General features: G+C 72.2%; 26 protein-coding genes. 4 read left to right on the top strand and 22 right to left on the bottom strand.

All coding sequences use genetic code 11. The features are described from left to right. Positions 1-43: 43 nt before the first annotated feature. From ACYVJ0_RS08550 to infC, 6 genes are all read right to left on the bottom strand, one after another. On the bottom strand, positions 44-955 hold the full coding sequence (locus tag ACYVJ0_RS08550; protein ID WP_460817255.1) for a glutamate ABC transporter substrate-binding protein: 912 nt from the start codon (positions 953-955) through the stop codon (positions 44-46). Positions 956-1016: 61 nt separating this feature from the next. Continuing rightward, on the bottom strand, positions 1017-1757 hold the full coding sequence (locus ACYVJ0_RS08545; protein ID WP_449855038.1) for an amino acid ABC transporter ATP-binding protein: 741 nt from the start codon (positions 1755-1757) through the stop codon (positions 1017-1019). Positions 1758-1881: 124 nt separating this feature from the next. Next, the gene (locus ACYVJ0_RS08540; RefSeq protein ID WP_460817254.1) at positions 1882-2682 is read right to left on the bottom strand and encodes a TrmH family RNA methyltransferase; all 801 of its coding nucleotides are present in this window, start codon (positions 2680-2682) and stop codon (positions 1882-1884) included. A 207-nt stretch (positions 2683-2889) separates the two neighbouring features. Then, positions 2890-3273 carry a 50S ribosomal protein L20 gene (gene rplT / locus ACYVJ0_RS08535; protein WP_449855040.1) on the bottom strand — a complete coding sequence of 128 codons (384 nt, stop codon included), beginning with the start codon at positions 3271-3273 and terminating at the stop codon, positions 2890-2892. Positions 3274-3305: 32 nt separating this feature from the next. Then, positions 3306-3500, bottom strand: coding sequence for a 50S ribosomal protein L35 (rpmI, locus tag ACYVJ0_RS08530; RefSeq protein WP_259606271.1), 195 nt, complete (start codon positions 3498-3500; stop codon positions 3306-3308). Positions 3501-3572: 72 nt separating this feature from the next. Then, positions 3573-4214, bottom strand: coding sequence for a translation initiation factor IF-3 (gene infC / locus ACYVJ0_RS08525; protein ID WP_449855041.1), 642 nt, complete (start codon positions 4212-4214; stop codon positions 3573-3575). A gap of 240 nt (positions 4215-4454) precedes the next feature. Between infC and ACYVJ0_RS08520 the strand changes: the two genes are divergently transcribed. After that, the gene (locus tag ACYVJ0_RS08520; RefSeq protein WP_449855042.1) at positions 4455-4868 is read left to right on the top strand and encodes a DUF1844 domain-containing protein; all 414 of its coding nucleotides are present in this window, start codon (positions 4455-4457) and stop codon (positions 4866-4868) included. A 254-nt stretch (positions 4869-5122) separates the two neighbouring features. On the opposite strand, the gene ACYVJ0_RS08515 is transcribed toward ACYVJ0_RS08520, so the two are convergent. The 6 genes from ACYVJ0_RS08515 to ACYVJ0_RS08490 form a co-directional block, all read right to left on the bottom strand. Continuing rightward, complete coding sequence (locus ACYVJ0_RS08515) at positions 5123-5920, bottom strand: SseB family protein (RefSeq protein ID WP_449854703.1); 798 nt, start codon at positions 5918-5920, stop codon at positions 5123-5125. 4 nt (positions 5921-5924) lie between these two features. Next, positions 5925-6671 carry a bifunctional 1-(5-phosphoribosyl)-5-((5-phosphoribosylamino)methylideneamino)imidazole-4-carboxamide isomerase/phosphoribosylanthranilate isomerase PriA gene (gene priA / locus ACYVJ0_RS08510; RefSeq protein ID WP_460817251.1) on the bottom strand — a complete coding sequence of 249 codons (747 nt, stop codon included), beginning with the start codon at positions 6669-6671 and terminating at the stop codon, positions 5925-5927. 137 nt (positions 6672-6808) lie between these two features. Next, complete coding sequence (hisH, locus tag ACYVJ0_RS08505) at positions 6809-7471, bottom strand: imidazole glycerol phosphate synthase subunit HisH (RefSeq protein WP_449854701.1); 663 nt, start codon at positions 7469-7471, stop codon at positions 6809-6811. Next, positions 7468-8073 carry an imidazoleglycerol-phosphate dehydratase HisB gene (gene hisB / locus ACYVJ0_RS08500; RefSeq protein WP_449854700.1) on the bottom strand — a complete coding sequence of 202 codons (606 nt, stop codon included), beginning with the start codon at positions 8071-8073 and terminating at the stop codon, positions 7468-7470. The genes hisH and hisB overlap by 4 nt, the downstream gene beginning before the upstream one ends. Positions 8074-8108: 35 nt before the next feature. Then, positions 8109-9221, bottom strand: coding sequence for a histidinol-phosphate transaminase (locus ACYVJ0_RS08495; protein ID WP_449854699.1), 1113 nt, complete (start codon positions 9219-9221; stop codon positions 8109-8111). Positions 9222-9311: 90 nt separating this feature from the next. After that, on the bottom strand, positions 9312-9674 hold the full coding sequence (locus ACYVJ0_RS08490; protein ID WP_449854698.1) for a LysM peptidoglycan-binding domain-containing protein: 363 nt from the start codon (positions 9672-9674) through the stop codon (positions 9312-9314). 239 nt (positions 9675-9913) lie between these two features. Between ACYVJ0_RS08490 and lexA the strand changes: the two genes are divergently transcribed. Continuing rightward, the gene (gene lexA / locus ACYVJ0_RS08485) at positions 9914-10609 is read left to right on the top strand and encodes a transcriptional repressor LexA (protein WP_449854697.1); all 696 of its coding nucleotides are present in this window, start codon (positions 9914-9916) and stop codon (positions 10607-10609) included. A 54-nt stretch (positions 10610-10663) separates the two neighbouring features. Then, positions 10664-12652 carry an alpha/beta hydrolase family protein gene (locus ACYVJ0_RS08480; RefSeq protein ID WP_460817248.1) on the top strand — a complete coding sequence of 663 codons (1989 nt, stop codon included), beginning with the start codon at positions 10664-10666 and terminating at the stop codon, positions 12650-12652. A 93-nt stretch (positions 12653-12745) separates the two neighbouring features. On the opposite strand, the gene hflX is transcribed toward ACYVJ0_RS08480, so the two are convergent. Further along, a complete protein-coding gene (gene hflX / locus ACYVJ0_RS08475) occupies positions 12746-14284 on the bottom strand; it encodes a GTPase HflX (RefSeq protein WP_449854695.1) in 1539 nt (512 codons plus the stop codon). Positions 14285-14411: 127 nt separating this feature from the next. On the opposite strand from hflX, the gene ACYVJ0_RS08470 reads away from it, so the two are divergent. Continuing rightward, entirely contained in the window at positions 14412-15056 is a 645-nt protein-coding gene (locus ACYVJ0_RS08470) for a class I SAM-dependent methyltransferase (RefSeq protein WP_460817247.1), read from the top strand. An 18-nt stretch (positions 15057-15074) separates the two neighbouring features. On the opposite strand, the gene dapF is transcribed toward ACYVJ0_RS08470, so the two are convergent. From dapF to pgsA, 9 genes are all read right to left on the bottom strand, one after another. Then, the gene (gene dapF, locus ACYVJ0_RS08465; RefSeq protein WP_460817245.1) at positions 15075-15953 is read right to left on the bottom strand and encodes a diaminopimelate epimerase; all 879 of its coding nucleotides are present in this window, start codon (positions 15951-15953) and stop codon (positions 15075-15077) included. A gap of 49 nt (positions 15954-16002) precedes the next feature. Beyond that, positions 16003-16944, bottom strand: a complete 942-nt coding sequence (gene miaA, locus ACYVJ0_RS08460; RefSeq protein ID WP_460817243.1) for a tRNA (adenosine(37)-N6)-dimethylallyltransferase MiaA — start codon at positions 16942-16944, stop codon at positions 16003-16005. A gap of 41 nt (positions 16945-16985) precedes the next feature. Next, entirely contained in the window at positions 16986-18539 is a 1554-nt protein-coding gene (gene miaB / locus ACYVJ0_RS08455; RefSeq protein WP_460817241.1) for a tRNA (N6-isopentenyl adenosine(37)-C2)-methylthiotransferase MiaB, read from the bottom strand. 72 nt (positions 18540-18611) lie between these two features. Beyond that, positions 18612-19529 (bottom strand): regulatory protein RecX, encoded by a 918-nt coding sequence (locus ACYVJ0_RS08450; protein ID WP_460817239.1) that lies wholly within the window; start codon positions 19527-19529, stop codon positions 18612-18614. Between the two features lie 34 nt (positions 19530-19563). After that, entirely contained in the window at positions 19564-20619 is a 1056-nt protein-coding gene (recA, locus tag ACYVJ0_RS08445) for a recombinase RecA (RefSeq protein ID WP_449854689.1), read from the bottom strand. A 272-nt stretch (positions 20620-20891) separates the two neighbouring features. Continuing rightward, a complete protein-coding gene (locus ACYVJ0_RS08440; RefSeq protein WP_449854688.1) occupies positions 20892-21110 on the bottom strand; it encodes a DUF3046 domain-containing protein in 219 nt (72 codons plus the stop codon). A gap of 5 nt (positions 21111-21115) precedes the next feature. Beyond that, entirely contained in the window at positions 21116-21424 is a 309-nt protein-coding gene (locus ACYVJ0_RS08435; RefSeq protein WP_449854687.1) for a helix-turn-helix domain-containing protein, read from the bottom strand. Positions 21425-21496: 72 nt separating this feature from the next. Then, complete coding sequence (locus ACYVJ0_RS08430) at positions 21497-22075, bottom strand: CinA family protein (protein WP_460817237.1); 579 nt, start codon at positions 22073-22075, stop codon at positions 21497-21499. Beyond that, positions 22072-22647, bottom strand: a complete 576-nt coding sequence (gene pgsA, locus ACYVJ0_RS08425; protein ID WP_449854685.1) for a CDP-diacylglycerol--glycerol-3-phosphate 3-phosphatidyltransferase — start codon at positions 22645-22647, stop codon at positions 22072-22074. Before pgsA ends, ACYVJ0_RS08430 begins: the two co-directional genes overlap by 4 nt.

The raw sequence follows: 22647 nt of genomic DNA, 5'->3' as shown, positions 1-22647 counted from the left end.
GCCTGTGGGGCCGGCCACCGCGGAGGGTGTCGAAGTCGGTCGATCAGTAGCGGTCGACCGCGGGCTGCTCGGGCTCGACGCCCGCGTCACCCAGCTCCATGTCGAAGATCGCCGACCAGGTGTCGGGGTTCTCCTCGAGAACCGTGTTCATGAAGTCGCGCAGCGCGTCGTCGCCCTTGGGCAGGCCGATGCCGTACTTCTCCTCCGAGAACGGCTCGCCGACGATCTTCAGCTCGTCCGGGTAGGCCGCGGCGTAGCCGATGAGGATCAGCTCGTCCGTCGTGACAGCATCGACGGTGCCGTTGAGCAGCGCGTCCACGCACTGCGTGTACGTGTCGAACTCCTCGGTCTGCGCCTCGTAGTTGTCGCGGATGTTCTGGATCGGCGTGGAGCCGGTCGCCGAGCAGACGGTGACGTCGCTGGTCAGATCGGCATCCGACTCGATCTCGCTGTCCGCAGCCACGAGCAGACCCTGGCCGGTCTCGAAGTACGGGCCGGCGAAGTCGATCTGCTGCTTGCGGGCGTCGGTGATCGAGTAGGTGCCGACGTAGAAGTCGATGTCGCCGTTCACGATCGCCTGCTCGCGGTTCGCCGACGGGATCGCCTGCCACTCGATCTGCTCCTCGCCGAAGCCGAGTTCCGCGGCCATCCAGCGCGCGATCTCGACGTCGAAACCGGTGCGCTCGCCCGTGGTGGCGTCGAGGTATCCGAGACCGGGCTGGTCCTCCTTCACGCCGATGCGGACCTCGCCCGCCTCGACCATCGCGTCGTAGGTGGGGCTGCCCTCGAGCGAGACGTCGGTGGCGACCTCGTAGGGCTTCTCCGATCCGGCGTCGCCCGAGTCGCCCGAGCCGCCGGCGTCGCCGCCGCCCGGGGTGCCGCTGTTGCACGCCGTCAGGGCGAGCAGCGCGGTGGCGGCGATGCCGACCGCCGCGATGTTGCGGATCTTTCGCATGGTTCCTCCTGGTTGGTGTGGGCGCCGCTGCTGTGTTGCGGAGCCTCGTGGGAGTCTCTTCTCAGTGGGTGATGAGCTTGGAGAGGAAGTCCTTGGCACGATCCGACTGGGCGTTCGTGAAGAACTCGTCGGGCGTCGCCTGCTCGACGATCTCGCCGTCGGCCATGAACACGACGCGGTCGGCGGCCTTGCGCGCGAAGCCCATCTCGTGCGTGACGACGATCATGGTCATGCCCTCCTTCGCCAGGCTCACCATGACGTCGAGGACCTCGTTGATCATCTCGGGGTCGAGGGCGCTGGTCGGCTCGTCGAAGAGCATCACCTTGGGCTGCATGGCGAGCGCGCGGGCGATCGCCACGCGCTGCTGCTGACCGCCCGAGAGCTGCGCGGGAAGCTTGTCGGCCTGGTGGCCCACGCCCACCCGGTCGAGCAGGCGCCGGGCCTCGGTCTCGGCGTCGGCCTTGCTGAGGCCGCGGACCTTGATCGGCCCGAGCGTGACGTTCTCGAGGATCGTCAGGTGCGCGAAGAGGTTGAACGACTGGAACACCATGCCGACCTCGGCCCGCAGCTTCGCGAGCGCCTTGCCCTCCTTGGGCAGCTCCGCGCCGTCGATGCGGATGGAACCGCTCGTGATGGTCTCGAGCCGGTTGATCGTGCGGCACAGCGTGGACTTGCCCGAACCGGACGGACCGATCACGACGACGACCTCGCCCGCGTCGACGGTGAGGTTGATGTTTTTCAGTGCGTGGAAGTCGCCATAGTGCTTCTGCACGTTCTCCACGACGACAAGGGGCTCAGCCATGCGTTTCACCCTAGGGCCACGATGAGACAACGACCAACCGGGCGCAACCGCTTTACCGAGACGTAACAACACCGGAGTCCCGGGCGCGTCTCGCCCGGGCGACGCGCCGCCGGCTCCCCGCCGCTCAGGAGCGCTGGGAGAAGGCGCTCTCGTAGAGGCACACGCTCGCCGCGGTGGCGAGGTTCAGCGACTCCGCGCGGCCGAAGATCGGCAGCCGCAGCGCCCGGTCGGCGAGCGCGAGCGCCTCGTCGTCGAGGCCGCGCGCCTCGTTGCCGAACACCCACGCCGTGGGGCCGGCCAGGCCGCCCGCGGCGCGGACGGCGAGCAGGTCCTCGCCCTTCACATCGGCCGCGATCACGGTCATGCCGGCGCCGTGCGCGCGCTCGATCGCCTCGGGCAGCGAGGCACCGACGGCGTACGGCAGGTGGAAGAGCGAGCCCGTCGTCGAGCGGACGACCTTGGGGTTGTGCGGATCGACGGTGCGGCCGGTGAGCACGACCGCGTCGGCTCCCGCGGCGTCGGCCGCGCGGATGATCGTGCCGAGGTTGCCGGGATCGCGCACCTCCTCACAGATCGCGACGAGCCGTGGGAATCCGTCGAACACGTCGCGGATGGACGTGGGCGTCTGGCGCGCGACGGCGAGGAGCCCCTGCGGCGTGACCGTGTCGGCCATGGCGGCCAGCACCGCCTCCGTCACGTACTCGGCCTCGACGCCCGCGTCGGTGAGGAGCGTGCGGATGTCGCCGTGCCGCTCGAGCGCGGAGGGCGTGGCGAACAGGTCGACGATCGCGTCGGGGCGATATTCGAGCCCCTCGCGCACGGACTGCGGCCCCTCCAGCAGGAACAGGCCCGTCTCCTCGCGCGCGTTGCGCTTGGCGAGCTTGGCGACGGCGCGCACGCGCGGCGACCGGGGGTTCTCGAGCACGCAGCCAGCCTACGTGCGGGCCCGGCGCGAGCCCGGGCGGCGCGCGGCGTCGATCCGCCCAGCGGAGGAGAACACGCCCACCGGAGGACCGATCCCCCGATCCGCTCCTCCGCACGGCCGGTTCTCCTCCGCACGGCAGCGGGCGCGCAGACAGACGAAGGCGGGGCGCCCCCGAGGGGACGCCCCGCCTTCGCGGGGTGAAGCTGCTTACGCGGCCTTCGGCGCGTTCACGTCGGCCGGGAGCGCCTTCTTGGCGGTCTCGACGAGCGACGTGAAGGCGGCGGGCTCGCTCACGGCGAGCTCGGCGAGCATGCGGCGGTCGACCTCGACGCCCGCCAGGGCCAGGCCCTGGATGAAGCGGTTGTAGGTGATGCCGTTCTGGCGCGCCGCGGCGTTGATCCGCTGGATCCACAGGCGACGGAAGTCGCCCTTCTTCTTGCGACGGTCGCGGTACGCGTAGACGAGCGAGTGGGTGACCTGCTCCTTCGCCTTGCGGTACAGGCGCGAACGCTGGCCACGGTAACCCGAGGCGCGCTCGAGGATGACGCGACGCTTCTTCTGGGCGTTGACAGCCCGCTTGACTCTAGCCATTCTTCAGATTCCTAACGTGATCTCGCGTCGTCTCAGCGACCGAGGAGCTTCTTGACGACCTTGAGGTCGTTGCCCGAGATGACCTGGTCCTGGTTCAGGCGGCGGGTGCGACGGCTCGACTTGTGCTCGAGGTTGTGGCGCATGTTGGCCTGCTGCTTCTTGATCTTGCCGCTGCCGGTGATCTTGAAGCGCTTCTTGCTGCCCGAGTGGGTCTTCTGCTTCGGCATCTTCTCTTCCTTACGTTGGCGCCCATCGGGCGACGTCCTGTGCTGCCCGCCGGGGCGGGAAGTGTGTGGGGCTTACTCGGCCGCGACCTCGGCGTCCGCACCGGTCTTGGCGGCGCGGGCCGCCTCGCGGTTGGCCGCGCGCGCCGCGTTCTGCTCGGCCTTCGCGTCGGACTTGTTGCGGTGCGGGGCGATCACCATCGTCATGTTGCGACCATCGAGCGTGGGCCGGTGCTCGACCGATCCGAACTCCGCGACGTCCTCGGCGAACTTCTGCAGCAGCTTGGCGCCCATCTCGGGGCGCGACTGCTCGCGGCCTCGGAACAGGATCATGGCCTTGACCTTGTCGCCGGCCTGCAGGAACCCCTCGGCACGCTTGCGCTTGGTCTCGTAGTCGTGCTGATCGATCTTGAGGCGGAAGCGGACTTCCTTGAGGATCGTGTTCGCCTGGTTGCGACGAGCCTCCTTGGCCTTCTGCGCGGCCTCGTACTTGAACTTGCCGTAGTCCATGATCTTGACCACGGGCGGCTTCGAGTTGGGGGCCACCTCGACCAGGTCGAGATCGGCCTCCTGAGCCAGGCGCAGGGCGGCCTCGATGCGGACGACGCCGATCTGCTCGCCGTTCGGCCCGACGAGTCGGACCTCCGGAACGCGGATGCGCTCGTTGGTGCGGGGATCGCTGATGCGGAACTCCTTGGGTGCGATGGCTGTGGCCACCGTGGCGCGACGTTCACGACACGGGCGGGAGAGGGAACTCAGCATCCACCCGTGCACGACGACTGACGTCGGCTCACCCGAACACCCGGATCTCGCTGTTAACCGATCTCTGGATGACGACCCGCTGACCGCGGGCGGAGTGTGACCCGGTAGCCTAAGACGGCAAGCGCGGGTGGGATGTGAATCCTCTTTCGTCCGGAACGCATTCCGGAGCCGCCCCAAGACTACCAGAAAGCCCCGATGAGCACCATGCCGTCCTCCCACAGCCACTCCTTCGACGCGGATCGCCACGCCCGGTGGGAGGAACAGGAGCAGGCGGCGGACGCCGCGGGCGCCGCTCGCGACATCGCCGATGTGCCCGCCGTCGAGGTGATCGCCTCCGCGTGCATCCACCTCATGAGCGCCGCCGCCGTCAAGCTCGGGCTCGGCGACGACGAGAACGCCGAGGAGTTCACGGACCTCGACGAAGCCCGCAAGCTCCTCAACTCCCTCGCCGGCCTCGTGACGGCCGCGGCGCCCGAGATCAGCGACTCGCACGCCCGCCCGATCCGCGACGGGCTGCGCTCGCTGCAGTTGCGCTTCCGCGAGATCTCCACCATCCCGGACGCCCCGGGCAAGGGCCCGGGCGAGAAGTTCACCGGCTCGGTGATCTGACCTTTATTTGATCTGCGCGCGCTCGGGCGCCGCTCTGCGGCGCCGCTCGCGTGCTCGCGCCGGCGCTGCCGCGCCGGCGAGGCAGCGCTTCGCGCTGCGGGGCGGCCGCACGAGCGGCCGCACGCTCGCTTCGCTCGCACAGTGACCGGTTGCGCCGTGGTGAGCGACCGATCGGTTGCGGTGGTCGCGTCATCTCCGCGGCGTCGCCGCTGAAGTTCAGCACCCGATCGGGTTCGACCTGTCGGTGCAACCGGTCAGGAAAGTCCTCGCGCGAGCTTCACCTGGAGGCTGTCGACGAGCACCGCGATGCGGTCGTCCGCCGCCCAGCGCCGGGCGAGGCGCTGCAGCACGGCGTCGAGCTCGGTACGCTCCAGGCCCTCGACGAGCGTGAGGCGCACGACGAGCTCGGGGCCGCGCAGGCGCGCGGCCGGGTCGCCCGGCTCGACGGCGAGGTCGAGCACGGCCAGCTCCTGGCCGATCGACTCCTGCAGGCCCCGGTAGACCTCGGGGCTCGTCCACGCCGGCTCCCACGGCTGCGACTGCGCGATCGCCCACACGGCCGGCCGGCGCACGACGAACTCGGTGTCGGCGGCGGGATCGATCACGACGAGGTCGGTCTGCTCCCCCGCCGCCGCGAGCGCGGCGCGCGTGCCGGCGACGGGGATCGGGCGTGCCTTCGCGTCCCACCGGCGCATCGTGTCGACGCTCGAGAAGACCGGCTGCACGCTGCGGCCGTCGGGGGCCGCGACCGTGACGATCGACAGCTCCTGCGTCTTGTCCACCGCGAGCCCGTGCGCGCCTACGCCCTCGTCGCCCTTCTCGGCCACGAGCGGCACGAGCACGCGCGCCTCGCGCAGCGCGTCGACGACCGCGACGGGATCGCCCGAGCCGTCGCGGAAGCGCGTCAGCGCCTCCCACAGACGCGGGTCGGCCGATCCGTCGTCCCCGGCGGCCGGGTTCGCGCGGAACGTGCGGCCCTCCCACGGAACGCCGGCGGAGTCGGCGCGCGACGGATCCCCCGTTCCGCCCTGCGCGCCGCCGTGGTCGTGCACGATCTCAGTCGGTGGCGACGTCGAGCGCCTCGGCGAGCGTGAACGCGCCGGCGTAGAGCGCCTTGCCCACGATCGCGCCCTCGACGCCCTCGGGCACGAGACCGCGCAGCGCGGCGATGTCGTCGAGGCTCGAGACGCCGCCGGAGGCGATGACGGGCTTGTCCGTCCGCGAGGCGACCTCGCGCAGCAGCTCCAGGTTCGGGCCCCTGAGGGTGCCGTCCTTCGTCACGTCGGTCACGACGTAGCGCGCGCAGCCGGCGTCCTCGAGGCGGTCGAGCACCTCCCAGAGGTCCCCGCCCTCCTGCGTCCAGCCGCGGGCGGCCAGCGTGGTCCCGCGCACGTCGAGCCCGACGGCCACGGCCTCGCCGTAGCGGCCGATGATCGACGCGGTCCACTCGGGGTTCTCGAGCGCGGCCGTGCCGAGGTTGATGCGGTGCGCGCCGCTCTCGAGCGCCGCCTCGAGCGAGGCGTCGTCGCGGATGCCGCCGGAGAGCTCGATGTTGACGCCCTTGACGTGCTTGAGCACCTTGCGCAGCACGGCGGTGTTGCTGCCGCGCCCGAAGGCGGCGTCGAGGTCGACGAGGTGGATCCACTCGGCGCCCTGCGCGGCCCACTGCTCCGCGGCCTCGATGGGGTCGCCGTAGCTCGTCTCGGCTCCGGCCTCGCCCTGGGTGAGGCGCACGGCCTTGCCACCGGCCACGTCGACGGCGGGCAGCAGGATCAGTCCGGGTGTGGACGCGAAATCGTTCATATCTCCCTGTGCGGGCGGGACGCTACCGCCGGAACGCACGATGTCTGAGGGTACGCGCGCCGGGCCGATCGATCCAATCGAGCGCGAACTCCGGCGCGGATGCCCGGGGAGGGCGCGGATCGGGACCGCGCGCGGGATCAGCCGCGCAGCGATCCGACCCAGTTCGCGAGCAGGCGGATGCCGGCCTCGCCCGACTTCTCGGGGTGGAACTGGGTGGCCGAGAGCGGGCCGTTCTCGACGGCGGCGATGAACCGCCCGCCGTGCGCGGCCCACGTGACGGCGGGCTCGGGGAACGGGGGCTGCACGTCGAGCGTCCACTCCTGCGCGGCGTACGAGTGCACGAAGTAGAACCGCTCCTCGCCGATGCCGCGGAACAGCACGGAGCTCTCGGGCGCCTCGACGGTGTTCCAGCCCATGTGGGGAACGACGGGCGCATCGAGCTCGCGGACGACGCCGGGCCACTCCCCGAGGCCCTCGGTGTCGGCGCCGCGCTCGATCCCGCGCTCGAAGAGGATCTGCATGCCCACGCAGATGCCCATGACGGGCCGGCCGCCCGCCAGCCGGCGCTCGATCAGCTCGCCGCCGCGGATGGCGTTCAACTGCTCCATGACGGCGCGGAACGCGCCCACGCCGGGCACGAGCAGGCCGTCGGCATCGCGCACGAGCCCGCGGTCGTTCGTCAGGCGCGCGTCGGCGCCGGCCGCCTGCAGGGCCTTGACGGCGGAGTGGACGTTGCCCGATCCGTAGTCCAGGACCGCGACGAGCGGCCGCTCCTGGCCGGCGGAAGCCGCGTCGGTCACAGCGCGCCCTTCGTGGACGGCACGCCCGTCACGAGCGGGTCGAGGGCCTTGGCCTGGCGGAACGCGCGCGCGAGCGCCTTGAACTCCGCCTCGGCGATGTGATGCGGGTCGCGGCCGCCCAGCACGCGCACGTGCACGGTGAGGCCGGCGTTGAACGCGATCGCCTCGAAGGTGTGGCGCACGAGCGATCCCGTGAAGTGCCCGCCGATGAGGTGCTGCTCGAATCCGGCCGGCTCGCCGGTGTGGACGAGGTAGGGCCGCCCGGAGATGTCGACGACGGCCTGCGCGAGCGCCTCGTCGAGCGGCACGAGCGCGTCGCCGTAGCGCGAGATGCCCGACTTGTCGCCGAGCGCCTCGCGGATCGCCTGCCCCAGCACGATCGCGACGTCCTCGGCGGTGTGGTGCGCGTCGATGTGCGTGTCGCCGCTCGCCTTCACCGTGAGGTCGGTCAGCGAGTGCTTCGCGAACGCCGTGAGCATGTGGTCGAAGAACGGCACGCTCGTGTCGATGCTGCTCGCGCCGGTGCCGTCGAGGTCCAGTTCGAGCTCGACGGACGACTCGCTCGTCGAGCGGCTGCGGCGGGCGGTGCGGGCTGCGGTCATACCCTCGAGTCTATTGCGCGGGGCGGGATCCCGGCTCAGTTGCCGATCTCCGCGAGCGCCTCGAGGAACGCCGTCGTCTCGTCCTCCGTGCCCGCCGTGACGCGCAGGTGGCCGGGGATGCCGATGTCGCGCACGAGGATGCCGCGGTCGCGCAGCGCCGACCAGGTGCGCGAGGGATCGGTCACCCCGCCGAACAGGACGAAGTTCGCCCACGACGGGTAGACGGTGTAGCCGAGCGCCTCGAGCGTGGCCGACATGCGGTCGCGCTGCTCGACGATCTCGTCGACCGTGCGCAGCATCGTGTCGGCGTGGCGCAGGGCCGCGGAGGCCGCCGCCTGCGTGAGGGCGGACAGGTGGTAGGGCAGCCGGACGAGACGCAGCGCGTCGATGAAGGCGGGATCGGCGGCGAGGTAGCCGACGCGCGCGCCGGCGAAGGCGAACGCCTTGCTCATGGTGCGCGAGACGGCCAGGCGCGGGCGCCCCTCCAGCAGGCTCAGGGCCGACGGCTCCTCGCGCGGCGCGAACTCGCGGTACGCCTCGTCGACGATGACGATCCCGTCGGTGGCGTCGTAGACCGCCTCGACGACGTCGAGCGACAGCGGCGTGCCCGTGGGGTTGTTGGGCGCGCAGAGGAAGACGACGTCGGGCCGCGCGTCGGCGACCTGACGGGCCGCGTCCTCGGGATCGATCTCGAAGCGCGGGCCGCGCTCGCCCGTCACCCAGTCGGAGCCGACGCCGCGGGCCAGCAGCCCATACATCGAGTAGGTGGGTGCGAAGCCGAAGGCCGAGCGCCCCGGCCCGCCGAAGGCCTGCAGCGCCTGCTGGAGCACCTCGTTCGAGCCGTTGGCCGCCCAGAGCTGCTCGGGCACGAGTCCGTGGCCGAGGTAGTCGGCGAATCCCTCGCGCAGCTGGGTGAACTCGCGGTCGGGGTAGCGGTTCACGTCGCGCAGGGCGCGCGAGACGGCGTCGGCGATGTCGTCGGCGACATCGTCGGGCACCGGATGCGTGTTCTCGTTGACGTTCAGCGCGACCGGAACCGCCATCTGCGGCGCCCCGTAGGGCGTCTGCCCGCGCAGGTCGGCGCGGAGCGGCAGGTCGTCGAGGGTGATCGCGGGAGCGATCGAGGTATTCGCCGGGTCGGAGGTCACGCCCTCCATGTTAGATCCGAGCGGCCCCTCGATGCCGGACGATCGCCGTGCCCGTCATCGCGAGGACGACGATGCCGCCCCGGCCCCCGCTCAGTCGGCGTAGCCCGCGGGAACCGCGATCTGCTGGCCGGGGCTCACGAGCCCGCCGGCGAGGTTGTTGAGCCGCTTCAGCTCGTACACCACGTCGCGCGGGTCGTGACCGGGCGCCACGTCCTGCGCGATGCTCCACAGCGAATCGCCCGCGGTGACCGTGACGAGGTGGAACGCCGAGGCGTCGGCGCCCGCCTCGCCCGATGCCAGGGCCGCGCCGCCGCCGAGCACGGCCGCCGCGAGACCCGCGACGACCGGGGCGGCCGCCAGCGCCGCCAGCACGCGGCGGCCGCGCACCGTGAGGCGCAGCCGGGTGCGGGGCGCGGAGGGGGCTGCCGCTGCCGTGAGGATGGCGGTGCTCATGTCGTGCTCCTTCTGTCTGGGCGGCTTCGCATCCGACGCTCGGCCGGGAGGCCGGATGCGAAGCTCTGTACCGAATATACGTTCGACGGTTCGAACATGTCAACGCTATCTCCGACATCCGACATCGGATCCGCCGGGACACGCTCGAACAAATCTCCCGAAGACCCCGACGAATCGGCTACCTTCGAGGTCGAGGGTCACGTAATCACGGACCTCCGACATCCGAACGAGGAGCACAGATGAGCGACGCCGCGGCCGACATCGCCGGCACCGACGACAAGCCCCGCACGCGGCGTCGCCGGAACCTCAGCGAGAAGCAGATGGCCATCCTCGAGGTCATCCAGCGCTCGATCCAGCGCCACGGCTACCCGCCGAGCATGCGCGAGATCGGCGACGCCGTCGGGCTGAAGTCGCTCTCGAGCGTGACGCACCAGCTCGGCCAGCTCGAGCTCAGCGGCTACCTGCGCCGCGACCCCGGCAAGACGCGCGCCATGGAGGTGCTCATCGACCTGCCCGGTCTGTCGGGCGAGAACCCGGCCGACACGGCGCCCGCCGTCGGCGACGCGGCGATGGTGCCGCTCGTCGGGAACATCGCCGCGGGCGTGCCGATCACGGCGGAGCAGCAGGTCGAGGAGATCTTCCCCCTGCCCCGCCAGCTCGTGGGCAAGGGCGAGCTGTTCATGCTCAAGGTCAACGGCGACTCGATGATCGACGCCGCGATCTGCCACGGCGACTGGGTGGTCGTGCGCGCGCAGAACAACGCCGAGAACGGCGACATCGTCGCGGCGATGCTCGACGGCGAAGCCACCGTGAAGGCCTTCCGCCAGCGCGACGGCCACACGTGGCTGCTGCCGCGCAACTCGGCGTTCGAGCCGATCCTCGGCGACGAGGCGACCGTGCTGGGCAAGGTCGTCGCCGTGCTGCGCGCCGTCTGATCCGCACCGGCGGGCGCCCTGCGGCCCGCCGCCGTCTCGCCTACGGTGGGTGGCATGGCCTCCGAAGCGACCGCCCCCGCCCGCACGATCGCGCCCTACGGCACGTGGCGATCGCCGATCACCGCGGCCGACGTGGCCGGCGGATCGCTGCGCCTGGACGGCGCGCGCTTCGTGGGCGACGAGGTCTGGTGGAGCGAGGGCCTGCCGGCCGAGCGCGGCCGCACGGCCCTGATGCGCGGCGAGGCCGGCCGCGAGCCCGAGGTGCTGCTGCCCGCCCCCTGGAGCGTGCGCTCCCGCGTGCACGAGTACGGCGGCGGTGCGTGGACCGCCGGCGACGACGGCGTCGCCTACTTCGTCGAGCACGCCGACCAGCGCGTCTACAGGTTCGCGCCGGGCACGGATCCCGAGCCGCTCACCCCGGCGGACGGCGGCATGTGCTTCGGCGACCTCACCCTCGCCGAGGGCGCGCTGTGGGCCGTGCGCGAGACGCACACCGGCGCCCCGGTGCCCGCGCGCGACATCGTGCGCATCCCCCTCGACGGGTCGGCCGCGCACGACGCGGCCGCCGTCGCGAGCGTCGTGGCGGGCAGCGACTTCCTCGCCTATCCGGCCCCGCGCGGCGATCGGATCGCGTGGATCGCGTGGGACCATCCCGACATGCCGTGGGACGCCGCCGAGCTGCGCGTCGGCCGCCTCGACGAGCGCGGCCGCGTGACCGAGCACGTGGTGATCGCCGGCGGGCGCACCGCGGCGGGCACCGTCTCGGCGCTGCAGCCCGAGTGGACGGGCGACGACGAGCTGATGTTCCTCGCCGACATCCCGCACCCGGGGCAGGATGCGCGCTGGAACCTGCACTGGGCGCGCTTCGACGGCCTGTCGGCGGTCGGGCCCGAGCCGATCATGACGGTCGACGCCGACACGGGCGGGCCGCTGTGGAACCTCGGCGCGCGCTGGTACGCGACCATGGCCGACGGCCGGATCCTCGCGGTGCAGACGAACGGATCGGATCAGCTCGTCGTGATCGATCCCACGTGCGGCGCCGAGGACGCCCTCGACACGCCCCTCACGGGCGGCGTGCTCGTGCGCGACGTGCGGGGCCAGCGCGTGCTGCTGACCGGCGCCGGCGCGCGCGTGCCGGGCGGCCTGTGGCTGCTCGACGTCGACGCGCACACGATCGAGCCGGTGCGGGGCGGCGTGCCCGTCGGCGACCTCGACCCCGCCTGGCTGCCGGTCTCGCGCGCCATCACCTGCCCCGGTCCGAACGGTCCCGTGCACGCGTTCGACTACCCGCCGACGAGCCCCGAGTTCGACGCACCCGAGGGCGAGCTGCCGCCCTACCTCGTGCTGGTGCACGGCGGTCCCACCACCCACGTCTCGGGCACGCTCTCGATCGTCATGGCGTACTTCACGAGCCGCGGCATCGGCGTGCTCGACGTGAACTACGGCGGGTCCACGGGCTACGGCAGGGGCTATCGCGAGCGGCTGCGCGGCGGCTGGGGCGTCGTCGACGTACAGGACACGGCGGCCGCGGCGCGCGGGCTCGCGGAGGCGGGGCTCGCGGACGCGGACCGGATCGCGATCAAGGGCGGATCGGCGGGCGGCTGGACGGTGCTGTGCGCGGTCGCCGACACCGACGCCTTCGCCGCGGGCATCAGCCGCTACGGCGTGGCGGATCTGCGCCGCCTCGTGGCCGACACGCACGACTTCGAGGCGCGCTACCTCGACGGGCTCGTCGGCCCCCTGCCCGAGGCCGAGGAGGTGTACGTCTCGCGGTCGCCGCTGTCGCGCCCCGAGACGCTGCGCACGCCCCTGCTGATCCTGCAGGGCGCGGACGATCCCGTCGTGCCGCCGAGCCAGTCGGAGGCGCTGCGCGACGCGCTCGCGGCCAACGGCGTGCCGCACGCGTACCTGCTGTTCGAAGGCGAGTCGCACGGCTTCCGCCGCGCCGACACGCTGCAGCGCGCGTTCGAGGCGGAGCTGGCGTTCCTCGGCGAGGTGCTCGGCTTCACCACCCCGGACACCCCGCCGCTCGAGCTGGACTGACGACACCCCGCCGAACCCGCCCTCGATCGGCGAGCCCGCGCCGCATCGAGCGCGGGCTCGGTGGACGAGCGCGGGTTCGGCGGGGGTGTGGGGTCAGAGCGTGTAGGGCTCCAGCTCCGCCGCGAGGCGGGCGTTGACGCGCGCGTGGACGAACGTGCCCTCGGTCTCGTGGCGGCGCTCGAGGAGCTGGCCGGTCTCGTGGATGGCCGAGACGAGCTCGCCGCGGCTGTACGGCACGACGGCGCGCAGCTCGACCTCGGGCAGCGGCAGCGCGTCCTCGACGACGCGGCGCAGCTCGTCGATGCCCTCGCCCGTGCGGGACGAGACGAACACCGCGCGCGGCTCGAGACCGTGCAGCACGAGGCGGGTGTCGTCGTCGACGAGGTCGGCCTTGTTGAAGACGACGATCTCGGGCACCTCGCGCGCCCCCACCTCGCCCATCACGTCGCGCACCGTGGCGATCTGCCCGGCGGGATCGGGGTGGTGCGCGTCGACGACGTGCAGCAGCACGTCGGCGTCGGCGACCTCCTCGAGGGTCGAGCGGAACGCCTCGACGAGCTGGTGCGGCAGGTTGCGGACGAAGCCCACGGTGTCGGCGAGCGTGTACACGCGCCCGTCGCTCGTCTCCGTGCGGCGCACGGTCGCATCGAGCGTGGCGAACAGCGCGTTCTCGACGAGCACGCCGGCGCTCGTGAGGCGGTTCAGCAGGCTCGACTTGCCGGCGTTCGTGTACCCCGCGATCGCCACCGACGGGATCGTATTGCGCTTGCGCTCGGAGCGCTTGGCATCGCGCGCAGGCGCGAAGTCGCGGATCTGGCGGCGCAGCTGCGCCATGCGCGTGCGGATGCGACGCCGATCCAGCTCGATCTTCGTCTCACCCGGTCCGCGCGAGCCCATGCCCGCTCCGCCCGCGCCGACCTGGCCACCGGCCTGGCGGCTCATCGACTCACCCCAGCCGCGCAGGCGCGGCAGCAGGTACTCGAGCTGGGCGAGCTCGACCTGCGCCTTGCCCTCGCGCGTCTTCGCGTGCTGCGCGAAGATGTCGAGGATCACGGCGGTGCGGTCGATCACCTTCACCTTGACGACGTCCTCGAGCGCGCGGCGCTGCGAGGAGGCCAGCTCGGTGTCGGCGATGACCGTGTCGGCGCCGACGGACGCCACGAGGTCCCTCAGCTCCTCGGCCTTGCCGCGGCCGAGGTACGTCGCGGGGTCGGGGTGCGGGCGGCGCTGCAGCACGCCGTCGAGCACGACGGCGCCGGCGGTCTCGGCGAGCGCCGCCAGCTCGCGCAGCGAGTTCTCGGCGTCGACGAGCGAGCCCTGGGAGTAGACGCCCACGAGCACGACGTTCTCCAGCCGCAGCTGCCGGTACTCGACCTCGGTGACGTCCTCGAGCTCGGTCGACAGCCCCGGGACGCGGCGCAGCGCGGCGCGCTCCTCGCGATCCCACTGCTCGCCGTCCGATGTGCCGTAGGCCGTCGCGTCGTCCTGCAGCGCCTGGGCGCCGCCGAAGGTGCGCAGCCCCGAGCGCGCATCGACGCTCGCCAGCACGCGCTCGACCGGATCGATCGAGTCCTCGGTCGCGTCGTCGCGGCGCGAGGTGGTGTCCGGCTCGGACGAGGTGGATTCCGTCATGTGCTCCCTGTCTTCGTGCACGTGCAAGCCCTTCAGCTTAGGTGATCCGCCGCGATCGCGGCAGATGGTGTCCTGCGCAGGAACTGCGCGTTACGGCGGACCGTCGACTCCGGTACGCTGGCCGCCTATGGGAGATCACTACTTCAGCGAGGCTCCCGCCAGCGCCGAGAAGCTTCGGCGCATCCGCATCCCCCTCGCCGGCCGTGAGGTCGAGGTGACGACCGCGGCCGGCGTCTTCAGTCCCGAACGTCTCGACACCGGCACCAAGGTCCTCCTCGACAGCGCCCCGGAGCCGCCCGCGGGCGGCGACTTCCTGGACCTCGGATGCGGATGGGGGCCCATCTCGCTGACGCTCGCGACGCTGTCGCCCCGCGCCCGCGTGTGGGCGGTGGATGTGAACGAGCGCGCCCTCGACCTCGTGCGGCGCAACGCCGAGGAGCTCGGCCTCGAGAACATCAACGCCGTCACGCCCGCGGATGTTCCCTCCGACGTGACCTTCCGCACGATCCGCTCGAATCCGCCGATCCGGGTCGGCAAGTCGATGCTCCACGAGCTGATGGAGACGTGGATCCCGCGGCTGGCGGAGCGCAGCGACGCCTACCTCGTGGTCAAGCGCGATCTCGGCTCGGACTCCCTGCAGCGCTGGCTGGCCGCCACGTTCGACGACGGCTTCACCGTGCACCGCACCGCGACGGGCAAGGGCTATCGCGTGATCAAGGTGCGCCGGCACGGCAATCCCCCGACGGCGCCGATCGACACGCTCGGGGTCTGACGCGGGGCGTTCCGCCCGTCAGGCGAGCGCGACCGTGCCCGTGTAGACGAGCGTGGCGGGGCCCGACAGCGCGACGTGCTCGCCGTCCTCGGCGGGGAACATGCGCACGGCGAGCGTGCCGCCCGGCACGTCCACGCGCCAATGGCTCGGCGCCGTGGGCCCCGCCCACTCGCGCACGGCGAGGGCCGTCGCCGCGACGCCCGTGCCGCAGCTGAGGGTCTCGCCCACGCCGCGCTCGAACACGCGCATGCGCACGCGCCCGATGCCGTCCTTCACGAGCGGCTCCTGCGGCACGACGAACTCGATGTTGGCGCCGCGCTCGGGCACCGGCTCGACGACGGGGCGCGCCGTGAGATCCAGCGCCTCGAGCTCGTCCTCGGAGGCGAGGGCGACGACGACGTGCGGGTTGCCGAGGTCGATGCCCAGCCCGGGCCTGGCCACGTCGATCCCGCGGGCGCGCACCGTCGGCTCCCCCGGCTCGGCGCGCCAGCGGCCCAGGTCCACCTGGAAGCCCGTCTCGCTGCGCGTGACGTCGCGCACGCCCGCGCGCGTGCCGATGGGCAGCGTCGAGCCGGCGTCGAGGGTCGCCAGGCCCGCGTCGAGGAGGTACTTGGCGAACACGCGCACCCCGTTGCCGCACATCTCGGCCTTCGAGCCGTCGGCGTTGCGGTAGTCCATGAACCATTCGGCATGCTCGTCCTCGGCGAGGGCCGCGGCCCCCTCCGGGATGCGGTCGGAGCGGACGACGCGCAGCAGGCCGTCGGCCCCGATGCCGAAGCGGCGGTCGCACAGGATGGCGACCTGGTCGTCGCTGAGCTCGAGCTCGCCGTCCGGGTCGGCGACGATCACGAAGTCGTTGCCCGTGCCGTGACCCTTGGTGAACGCGATCTCCGTCATCCCGCCAGTCTACGGATCCGCGCATGGACGGGGGCGAGGAGGGCGCGGGTCAGCCGGCGATGGCCGCGGGGTCCGCGCGGCCGGCCTCGTGCCAGCGCACGTCCGCGTAGCGGCGGAACCAGCTCACCTGGCGGCGCGCGTAGCGGCGCGTGAGCGCCTGCGTCTCGGCGATGGCGTCGGCCTCGCCAAGCTCGCCCCGCAGCTGCGCGAGCGCCTGCGCGTAGCCGATCGCGCGGCGCGCCGTGGTGCCCCGCTCGAGCCCGCGCTCGCGCAGCCGGGCGGTCTCGTCGAGCATGCCGCTCGCCCACATCCGCTCCACGCGCCGGTCGAGGCGTTCGATGAGCGCCGGGCGGTCCATCGTGAGGCCGATCAGCTCCGCCGGCCGCCAGGGCACCGGCCGCTCGGGCAGCGCGGCGCCGTGCGTGCGCTCGCCCTGGGCGAGGATCTCCAGGGCACGCACGATTCGCCGGCCGTTGCGCGGGTCGACCCGCTCGGCCGTGGCCGGGTCGGCGGCGCGGAGCCGGTCGTAGAGGGCGCCGGGGCCGGAGCGGTCGAGCTCGGCCTCGAGCTCGGCGCGCAGCCGCTCGTCGCGGGGCGGGAAGCGGAAGTCGAACAGCACGCTCGAGACGTATAGCCCGGATCCGCCGACGAGGATCGCATGACGCCCACGGGCCAGGATGTCGTCGATCGCGGCGCGCGCGTCGTCCTGGTAGCGCGCGACGGCGGCGTCCTCGGTCACCTCGAGCACGTCGAACAGCTGGTGCGGGATGCCCCGCCGCTCGGCAACGGAGAGCTTGGCGGTGCCGACGTCCATGCCGCGGTACAGCTGCATGGCGTCGGCGTTGACGATCTCGGCCCCGCGTCCGCGTGCCGCGAGGGCCTCGGCGAGGTCGAGCGAGAGGTCGCTCTTGCCCGTCCCGGTCGCGCCGACGACCGCCCACAGGCGCGGCCCGTCATCGGGGTCGCGCCCCGACGGCCTCGGCTCGCTCACCGCGTCTCCGCTTGCTGGACTCGGTCCGACGACCGGGGCCGTCAGACGCCGACGCGCAGGGTGGGCAGGCCGAGCTTCACCGGTCCGGACGCGGCGCCGCCGTGGCCGTCGGCGGACGGCACGGCGCACGACTCCGACTGAGTGCGGTCCCACGCGTCGCCGGCGCGGGTGCGGCGGATGCGCAGCGGCGCGCCGTCCGGCGCATCGGCGAGAAGGTGGGACGGCGCCGCGTGGGTGATCGTCACGGTGACGACGTCTCCGGGGCGGGGCAGGTCGGATCCGGCGGGCACCTCGAAGTGGACGAGGCGGTTGTCCTCGGCGCGACCGGTGAGGCGGTGGGTCGCGGCGTCCTTCTTGCCCTCGCCCGTGGACACGAGCACCTCGACCTCGCGGCCGAGCTGCTTCTCGTTCTCCTCGAGCGTGATGCGCTGCTGCAGGGCGATGAGGCGGTCGTAGCGATCCTGCACGACCTCCTTGGGCACCTGGTCGGGCATCGTCGCGGCGGGCGTGCCCTCGCGGATCGAGTACTGGAAGGTGAAGGCGCTCGCGAAGCGGGCCTGCTCCACGACGCGCAGCGTCTCCTGGAAGTCCTCCTCGGTCTCGCCGGGGAAGCCCACGATGATGTCGGTGGAGATGGCGGCGTGCGGGATGCGCTCGCGCACCCGGTCGAGGATGCCGAGGAACTTCGCGCTGCGGTAGGAGCGGCGCATGGCGCGCAGGATGCGGTCGCTGCCCGACTGCAGCGGCATGTGCAGCTGCGGCATCACCTGCGGCGTCTCGGCCATCGCGTCGATCACGTCGTCGGTGAAGGCGGCGGGGTGCGGGCTCGTGAAGCGGATGCGCTCGAGGCCCGGGATCTCTCCCGCGGCGCGCAGCAGCTTGCCGAACGCGTGGCGGTCGCCGAACTCGACGCCGTAGGAGTTGACGTTCTGACCGAGCAGCGTGACCTCGATCGCGCCGTCCTCCACGAGCGGGCGGATCTCGTTCAGGATGTCGCCGGGGCGACGATCCTTCTCCTTGCCGCGCAGGCTGGGCACGATGCAGAACGTGCAGGTGTTGTTGCACCCGACCGAGATCGACACCCAGCCGCTGTAGACGGAGTCGCGCTTGGTCGGCAGCGTGGAGGGGAACGTCTCGAGGGACTCGAGGATCTCGAGCTCCGCCTCCTCGTTGTGACGCGAGCGCTCGAGCAGGCGCGGCAGCGACCCCATGTTGTGCGTGCCGAAGACGACGTCGACCCACGGCGCCTTGCGCTGCACGGTCTCCTTGTCCATCTGCGCCAGGCAGCCGCCGACGGCGATCTGCATGCCGGCGTGCTTGTCCTTGCGCGACTTCAGGTGGCCGAGCGTGCCGTAGAGCTTGCCGGCCGCGTTCTCGCGCACGGCGCACGTGTTGATGATGACGACGTCGGCGTCCTCGCCCTCCGCGGCGCGCACGTAGCCCGCGCTCTCGAGAGAGCCCGAGAGCCGCTCGGAGTCGTGCACGTTCATCTGGCAGCCGAAGGTGCGCACTTCGTACGAACGGGGCCGGCCGTCGGCACCGACGGCGGCCGTCGACGGCTCGATGAGGGTGGGGGCGCTGGAGGGTGTGCTCATGACGGCCTCATTCTACGTTCCCTGGCTGTGCCCGCTGCGAGCTACGTCTCGGCCGTGCTCGGGCATCGGCCTCTACTCGAACCGGACCCCACCGGACGGCGCCCCACCGGACGGGGCCCTGACCTCGAGGAGCGCGCGCCGCGCCGCCGACATCCCGACGGATCCGCCGAACCCCCGCCGCGCGAGCTGACCGACGAGGCGCCGCAGCGCGGTGTCATCGTCGTAGCGCGCCAGCTGCCGCGCCTTGCCGCGCGCGAACTCGAGTGCCCGCTCGGCGTCGTCGTCGGGCAGCTCCGCCAGCGCCGCGTCGATGACCTCGCGCGGGATGCCCCGCGTCGACAGCGACTGGGCGATGGCGCGCCGCCCCTGCTTCTTGCGTGCAAGGGACGTGTGGATCAGCTGCTCGGCAAGCCGCGCGTCGTCGAGCGCGCCGATCCGCTGCAGGCGCTCGAGGATCTCGTCCGCCGTCTCGCGCGGGAGCTCCTGCACGAGGCGGGAGCGCGCCTCGACCACGGACAGGCCCCGCGTGCCCAGCGAGCGGACGAGACGGCGCTCGGCCCGCTCCGCGAGCTCCGAGGCATCGGGCTCTGAGGCATCGCGCTCGGAGGCATCGCGCCGACGCGGCGCCGCGGCCGCGCCGCCGGCCTCGTCCCCGGCCCCGGCGTCCGCGAAGCGCACCTGCCGCATCCCGTCGCGCTTCTCGATCTCGAGGGTCGGCACCGGGCGCGGGCGCCCCGCTCCGAGGCCTCGCCACGTGGTGTGCCAGGCCGCGTCCGCGTCGCCGTCGGCGGCGTCTGCCTCCGGACCGGCGCCGGAGGGGGACGCCGCGGACGGGATGCGGCGCGTGGGGTGGGTCGGGCCGGCCGCGTGCGGCGCCCGCTCCTCCCCCGGCCGGCCGCCCGCAGTCCGACTCCCGGACCGCCCGCGGCCCGCGCCGAAGAGGGGGATGACGGGGGCGAGGTCCTCGCCCCCGTCATGCTGCGTCGTCACGTCGGCTCCCTGCGTGTCGTCGCCTCGCATGGCCTCACGCCGTGCGACGCGCGGTCACCTCGTCGGCCGGAGCCTCGACGGCCGCGGCACCGCTCTGGCCGACGCCGAGCTTCTCCTTGATGCGCGTCTCGATCTCGTTCGCGATGTCGGGGTTCTTGAGCAGGAAGTTGCGCGCGTTCTCCTTGCCCTGGCCGAGCTGATCGCCGTCGTAGGTGAACCACGATCCCGACTTCTTGACGATGCCGTGCTCGACACCGAAGTCGATCAGGCTGCCCTCGCGCGAGATGCCGGTGCCGTAGAGGATGTCGAACTCCGCCTGCTTGAAGGGCGGCGCCATCTTGTTCTTGACGACCTTGACGCGCGTGCGGTTTCCGACCGCCTCGCTGCCGTCCTTGAGCGTCTCGATGCGGCGGATGTCGAGGCGGACCGACGCGTAGAACTTCAGCGCCTTTCCACCCGCGGTGGTCTCGGGCGATCCGAAGAACACGCCGATCTTCTCGCGCAGCTGGTTGATGAAGATCGCCGTCGTCTTCGTCTGGTTCAGCCCACCGGTGAGCTTGCGGAGCGCCTGCGACATGAGGCGCGCCTGCAGGCCCACGTGCGAGTCGCCCATCTCGCCCTCGATCTCGGCGCGGGGCACGAGCGCCGCGACGGAGTCGATGACGACGACGTCGATCGCGCCGGAGCGGATCAGCATGTCCGCGATCTCGAGCGCCTGCTCACCCGTGTCGGGCTGCGAGACGAGGAGCTGGTCGATGTCGACGCCGAGCTTCTTCGCATACTCGGGGTCGAGCGCGTGCTCCGCGTCGACGAACGCCGCGATTCCGCCGGCGCGCTGGACGTTGGCGATCGCGTGGAGGGTCAGCGTCGTCTTACCCGACGACTCCGGCCCGTAGATCTCGATGATGCGGCCGCGGGGCAGTCCGCCGACGCCGAGCGCGACGTCGAGGGCGATGGAGCCCGTGGGGATGACCTCGACCGGGGCGCGCTCATCGCTGCCCAGTCGCATGATCGAGCCCTTCCCGAACTGCCGGTCGATCTGGGCGAGGGCCGACTCGAGGGCCTTCTCGCGATCTGCTGCTGAGGGCATGACGTGCTCCTTCTGCTCGTGATTCCGCCGCCTCTAGGCTGTCGCGACCCGCTCGGTCGAGCGGGTTCTCCGACAAGGCGTGTGGCTGGGTGCCTGTCTGCCACGGTACGAGGGGCCTCCGACATCGCATGTGGGAGATCCGCGGACTGTGGAAGGCCCGGCACCCGGGTCCACCTGTGCACGAGGCTACGCGCGAAAAGAACGGATGTTCGACAACACGCCGTACGGATGTTCGACTCCACCGGCGGGCACGCGCGAGACGCGGCCCCGCGTCAGCGCCGGGGCTCGATCCGGCCCGCGCCGTAGCGGCGCTCGGCGGGGACGTCCGTCTCCTCGCACAGCGCGAGCCAGATCTCGCGCGGCGGCACGCCGGCGTCGAGCGCCTCCGTCGCCGTCCGCCCGAAGCCGGGCAGCACGAGATCGTTCAGCAGCGACACCGCATGGGCGCCGAACTCGTCGTCGACCGCGCGCAGGAACTCGCTTCGCCGCAAGAGCGTCAGCGCAGCGACAGCTCGGGGCCGACCTGCGCCACGAGGTCGTCGGGGACGACGTCCGGGAAGTGATCCACGCCCTCGACCACCGCGATGCGGTCGCCGACCGTGCGCATGATCGTGGAGATGGGGATGTCGAGCGCCTCGGCCACCGACGCGAGGATCTCGCTCGAGGCCTCCTTCTGCCCGCGCTCCACCTCGCTGAGGTAGCCCAGCGCGACGCTCGCCTTGCTCGCGACCTGGCGGAGGGTCTGCCCCTGCTGCTGACGGAAATCCCGCAGGACGTCGCCGATCTCTTGACGTACCAGGATCATGTCGGGCCCCCTCCTCACTGCAGCCGACCGGTTCGTTCGGGTGCACAACAGTACAACACCGTGTGACCCAATCTAATCCCGGGATCTGTCGGATTCCTCGGAATCACACAGATTTCCCTCGCCGGCTACCCGCGTGGGGGATTCGGCGCGCACGAAGTCGAGCGTCAGGCGCAGCGCCAGGCCCACCGCCTGCGCGCGGATCTCGTCGCGGTCGCCGGACAGCACGGCCCGCTCCGTGTGCGTGCCGCCGGGCAGGCTCACGCCGATGTCGACGGTTCCGACCGGCTGCCCGTCCGGCGAGACCGGGCCGGCGATCCCGGTCGTCGCGACGCCGACCTCGGACGCCGCGCCGTCGACGGCCATCGCGCGCCGCACGCCCTCCGCCATCTGCGCCGCCACCCGCGGCTGCACCGCCCCGCCGTCGGCGAGCGTGCGGGCGTCGACCCCGAGCAGGCTGCGCTTGATGGCCGTGTCGTACGCGACCACTCCCCCGCGCAGGCTCGCGGAGGCGCCGGGGATCTCCACGAGCGCCGAGGCGAGCAGACCGCCGGTCAGCGACTCGGCGACGGCGATGGTCCAGCCACGGGCGCGCAGCTGCGCAAGAAGATCCGACGCCACGCCGAACGTGCCGGGCACCGACGGCCCGCTCATCGCACCGCCCGCGCGCCCCGCACCTGCGCGACGACGTAGTCGACGCCGCTCGCGAGCGTGAGCACGACGACCACCCACATCAGCACCGCCGTGATCACCGCCCACGGGCCGACGCCGATGAGCAGGTGCAGGGGCAGCAGCGCCCACGAGAGCGCGACGGCCTGCACCGTGGTCTTGAGCTTGCCCATCCACGCCGCCGCGACCACGTGCTCGCGTGCCACGACGAGCCGGTGCACCGTGATGCCCCACTCGCGCACGAGGATGACGACGACCATCCACCAGGCCATCTCGCCCAGGATCGCGAGGCCGACGAACGCGAGACCCGTGAGGAGCTTGTCGGCGATGGGATCCCACAGCTTGCCGAAGTCGCTGACGATGTCGTAGCGACGCGCGAGGTAGCCGTCGACCCAGTCGGTGGAGATCGCCACGACGAACAGCACGCCGGCGACCCAGCGCAGCGCGAGATCGGCCTCACCATGCCGCCCCGCGAGCAGCAGGAGGATGAGGAAGAGGATCGCGAGCGGGATGCGGGCGACGGTGATCGCGTTCGGCAGCTGCCGGGGAATGGCCAT

The sequence above is a fragment of the Microbacterium petrolearium genome (genome assembly GCF_054782875.1).
Note: the sequence above shows the minus strand (reverse complement) of the source record. Positions and strands in the feature narration are given on the sequence as shown.

Coding starts and splice junctions, on each gene's coding strand:
- ACYVJ0_RS08550 (WP_460817255.1), bottom strand. CDS start 955: ATGCGAAAGATCCGCAACATCGCGGCGGTCGGCATCGCCGCCACCGCG.
- ACYVJ0_RS08545 (WP_449855038.1), bottom strand. CDS start 1,757: ATGGCTGAGCCCCTTGTCGTCGTGGAGAACGTGCAGAAGCACTATGGC.
- rplT (WP_449855040.1), bottom strand. CDS start 3,273: ATGGCTAGAGTCAAGCGGGCTGTCAACGCCCAGAAGAAGCGTCGCGTC.
- rpmI (WP_259606271.1), bottom strand. CDS start 3,500: ATGCCGAAGCAGAAGACCCACTCGGGCAGCAAGAAGCGCTTCAAGATC.
- ACYVJ0_RS08520 (WP_449855042.1), top strand. CDS start 4,455: ATGAGCACCATGCCGTCCTCCCACAGCCACTCCTTCGACGCGGATCGC.
- priA (WP_460817251.1), bottom strand. CDS start 6,671: ATGAACGATTTCGCGTCCACACCCGGACTGATCCTGCTGCCCGCCGTC.
- hisB (WP_449854700.1), bottom strand. CDS start 8,073: ATGACCGCAGCCCGCACCGCCCGCCGCAGCCGCTCGACGAGCGAGTCG.
- ACYVJ0_RS08490 (WP_449854698.1), bottom strand. CDS start 9,674: ATGAGCACCGCCATCCTCACGGCAGCGGCAGCCCCCTCCGCGCCCCGC.
- lexA (WP_449854697.1), top strand. CDS start 9,914: ATGAGCGACGCCGCGGCCGACATCGCCGGCACCGACGACAAGCCCCGC.
- ACYVJ0_RS08480 (WP_460817248.1), top strand. CDS start 10,664: ATGGCCTCCGAAGCGACCGCCCCCGCCCGCACGATCGCGCCCTACGGC.
- hflX (WP_449854695.1), bottom strand. CDS start 14,284: ATGACGGAATCCACCTCGTCCGAGCCGGACACCACCTCGCGCCGCGAC.
- ACYVJ0_RS08470 (WP_460817247.1), top strand. CDS start 14,412: ATGGGAGATCACTACTTCAGCGAGGCTCCCGCCAGCGCCGAGAAGCTT.
- dapF (WP_460817245.1), bottom strand. CDS start 15,953: ATGACGGAGATCGCGTTCACCAAGGGTCACGGCACGGGCAACGACTTC.
- miaB (WP_460817241.1), bottom strand. CDS start 18,539: ATGAGCACACCCTCCAGCGCCCCCACCCTCATCGAGCCGTCGACGGCC.
- recA (WP_449854689.1), bottom strand. CDS start 20,619: ATGCCCTCAGCAGCAGATCGCGAGAAGGCCCTCGAGTCGGCCCTCGCC.
- ACYVJ0_RS08435 (WP_449854687.1), bottom strand. CDS start 21,424: ATGATCCTGGTACGTCAAGAGATCGGCGACGTCCTGCGGGATTTCCGT.
- ACYVJ0_RS08430 (WP_460817237.1), bottom strand. CDS start 22,075: ATGAGCGGGCCGTCGGTGCCCGGCACGTTCGGCGTGGCGTCGGATCTT.
- pgsA (WP_449854685.1), bottom strand. CDS start 22,647: ATGGCCATTCCCCGGCAGCTGCCGAACGCGATCACCGTCGCCCGCATC.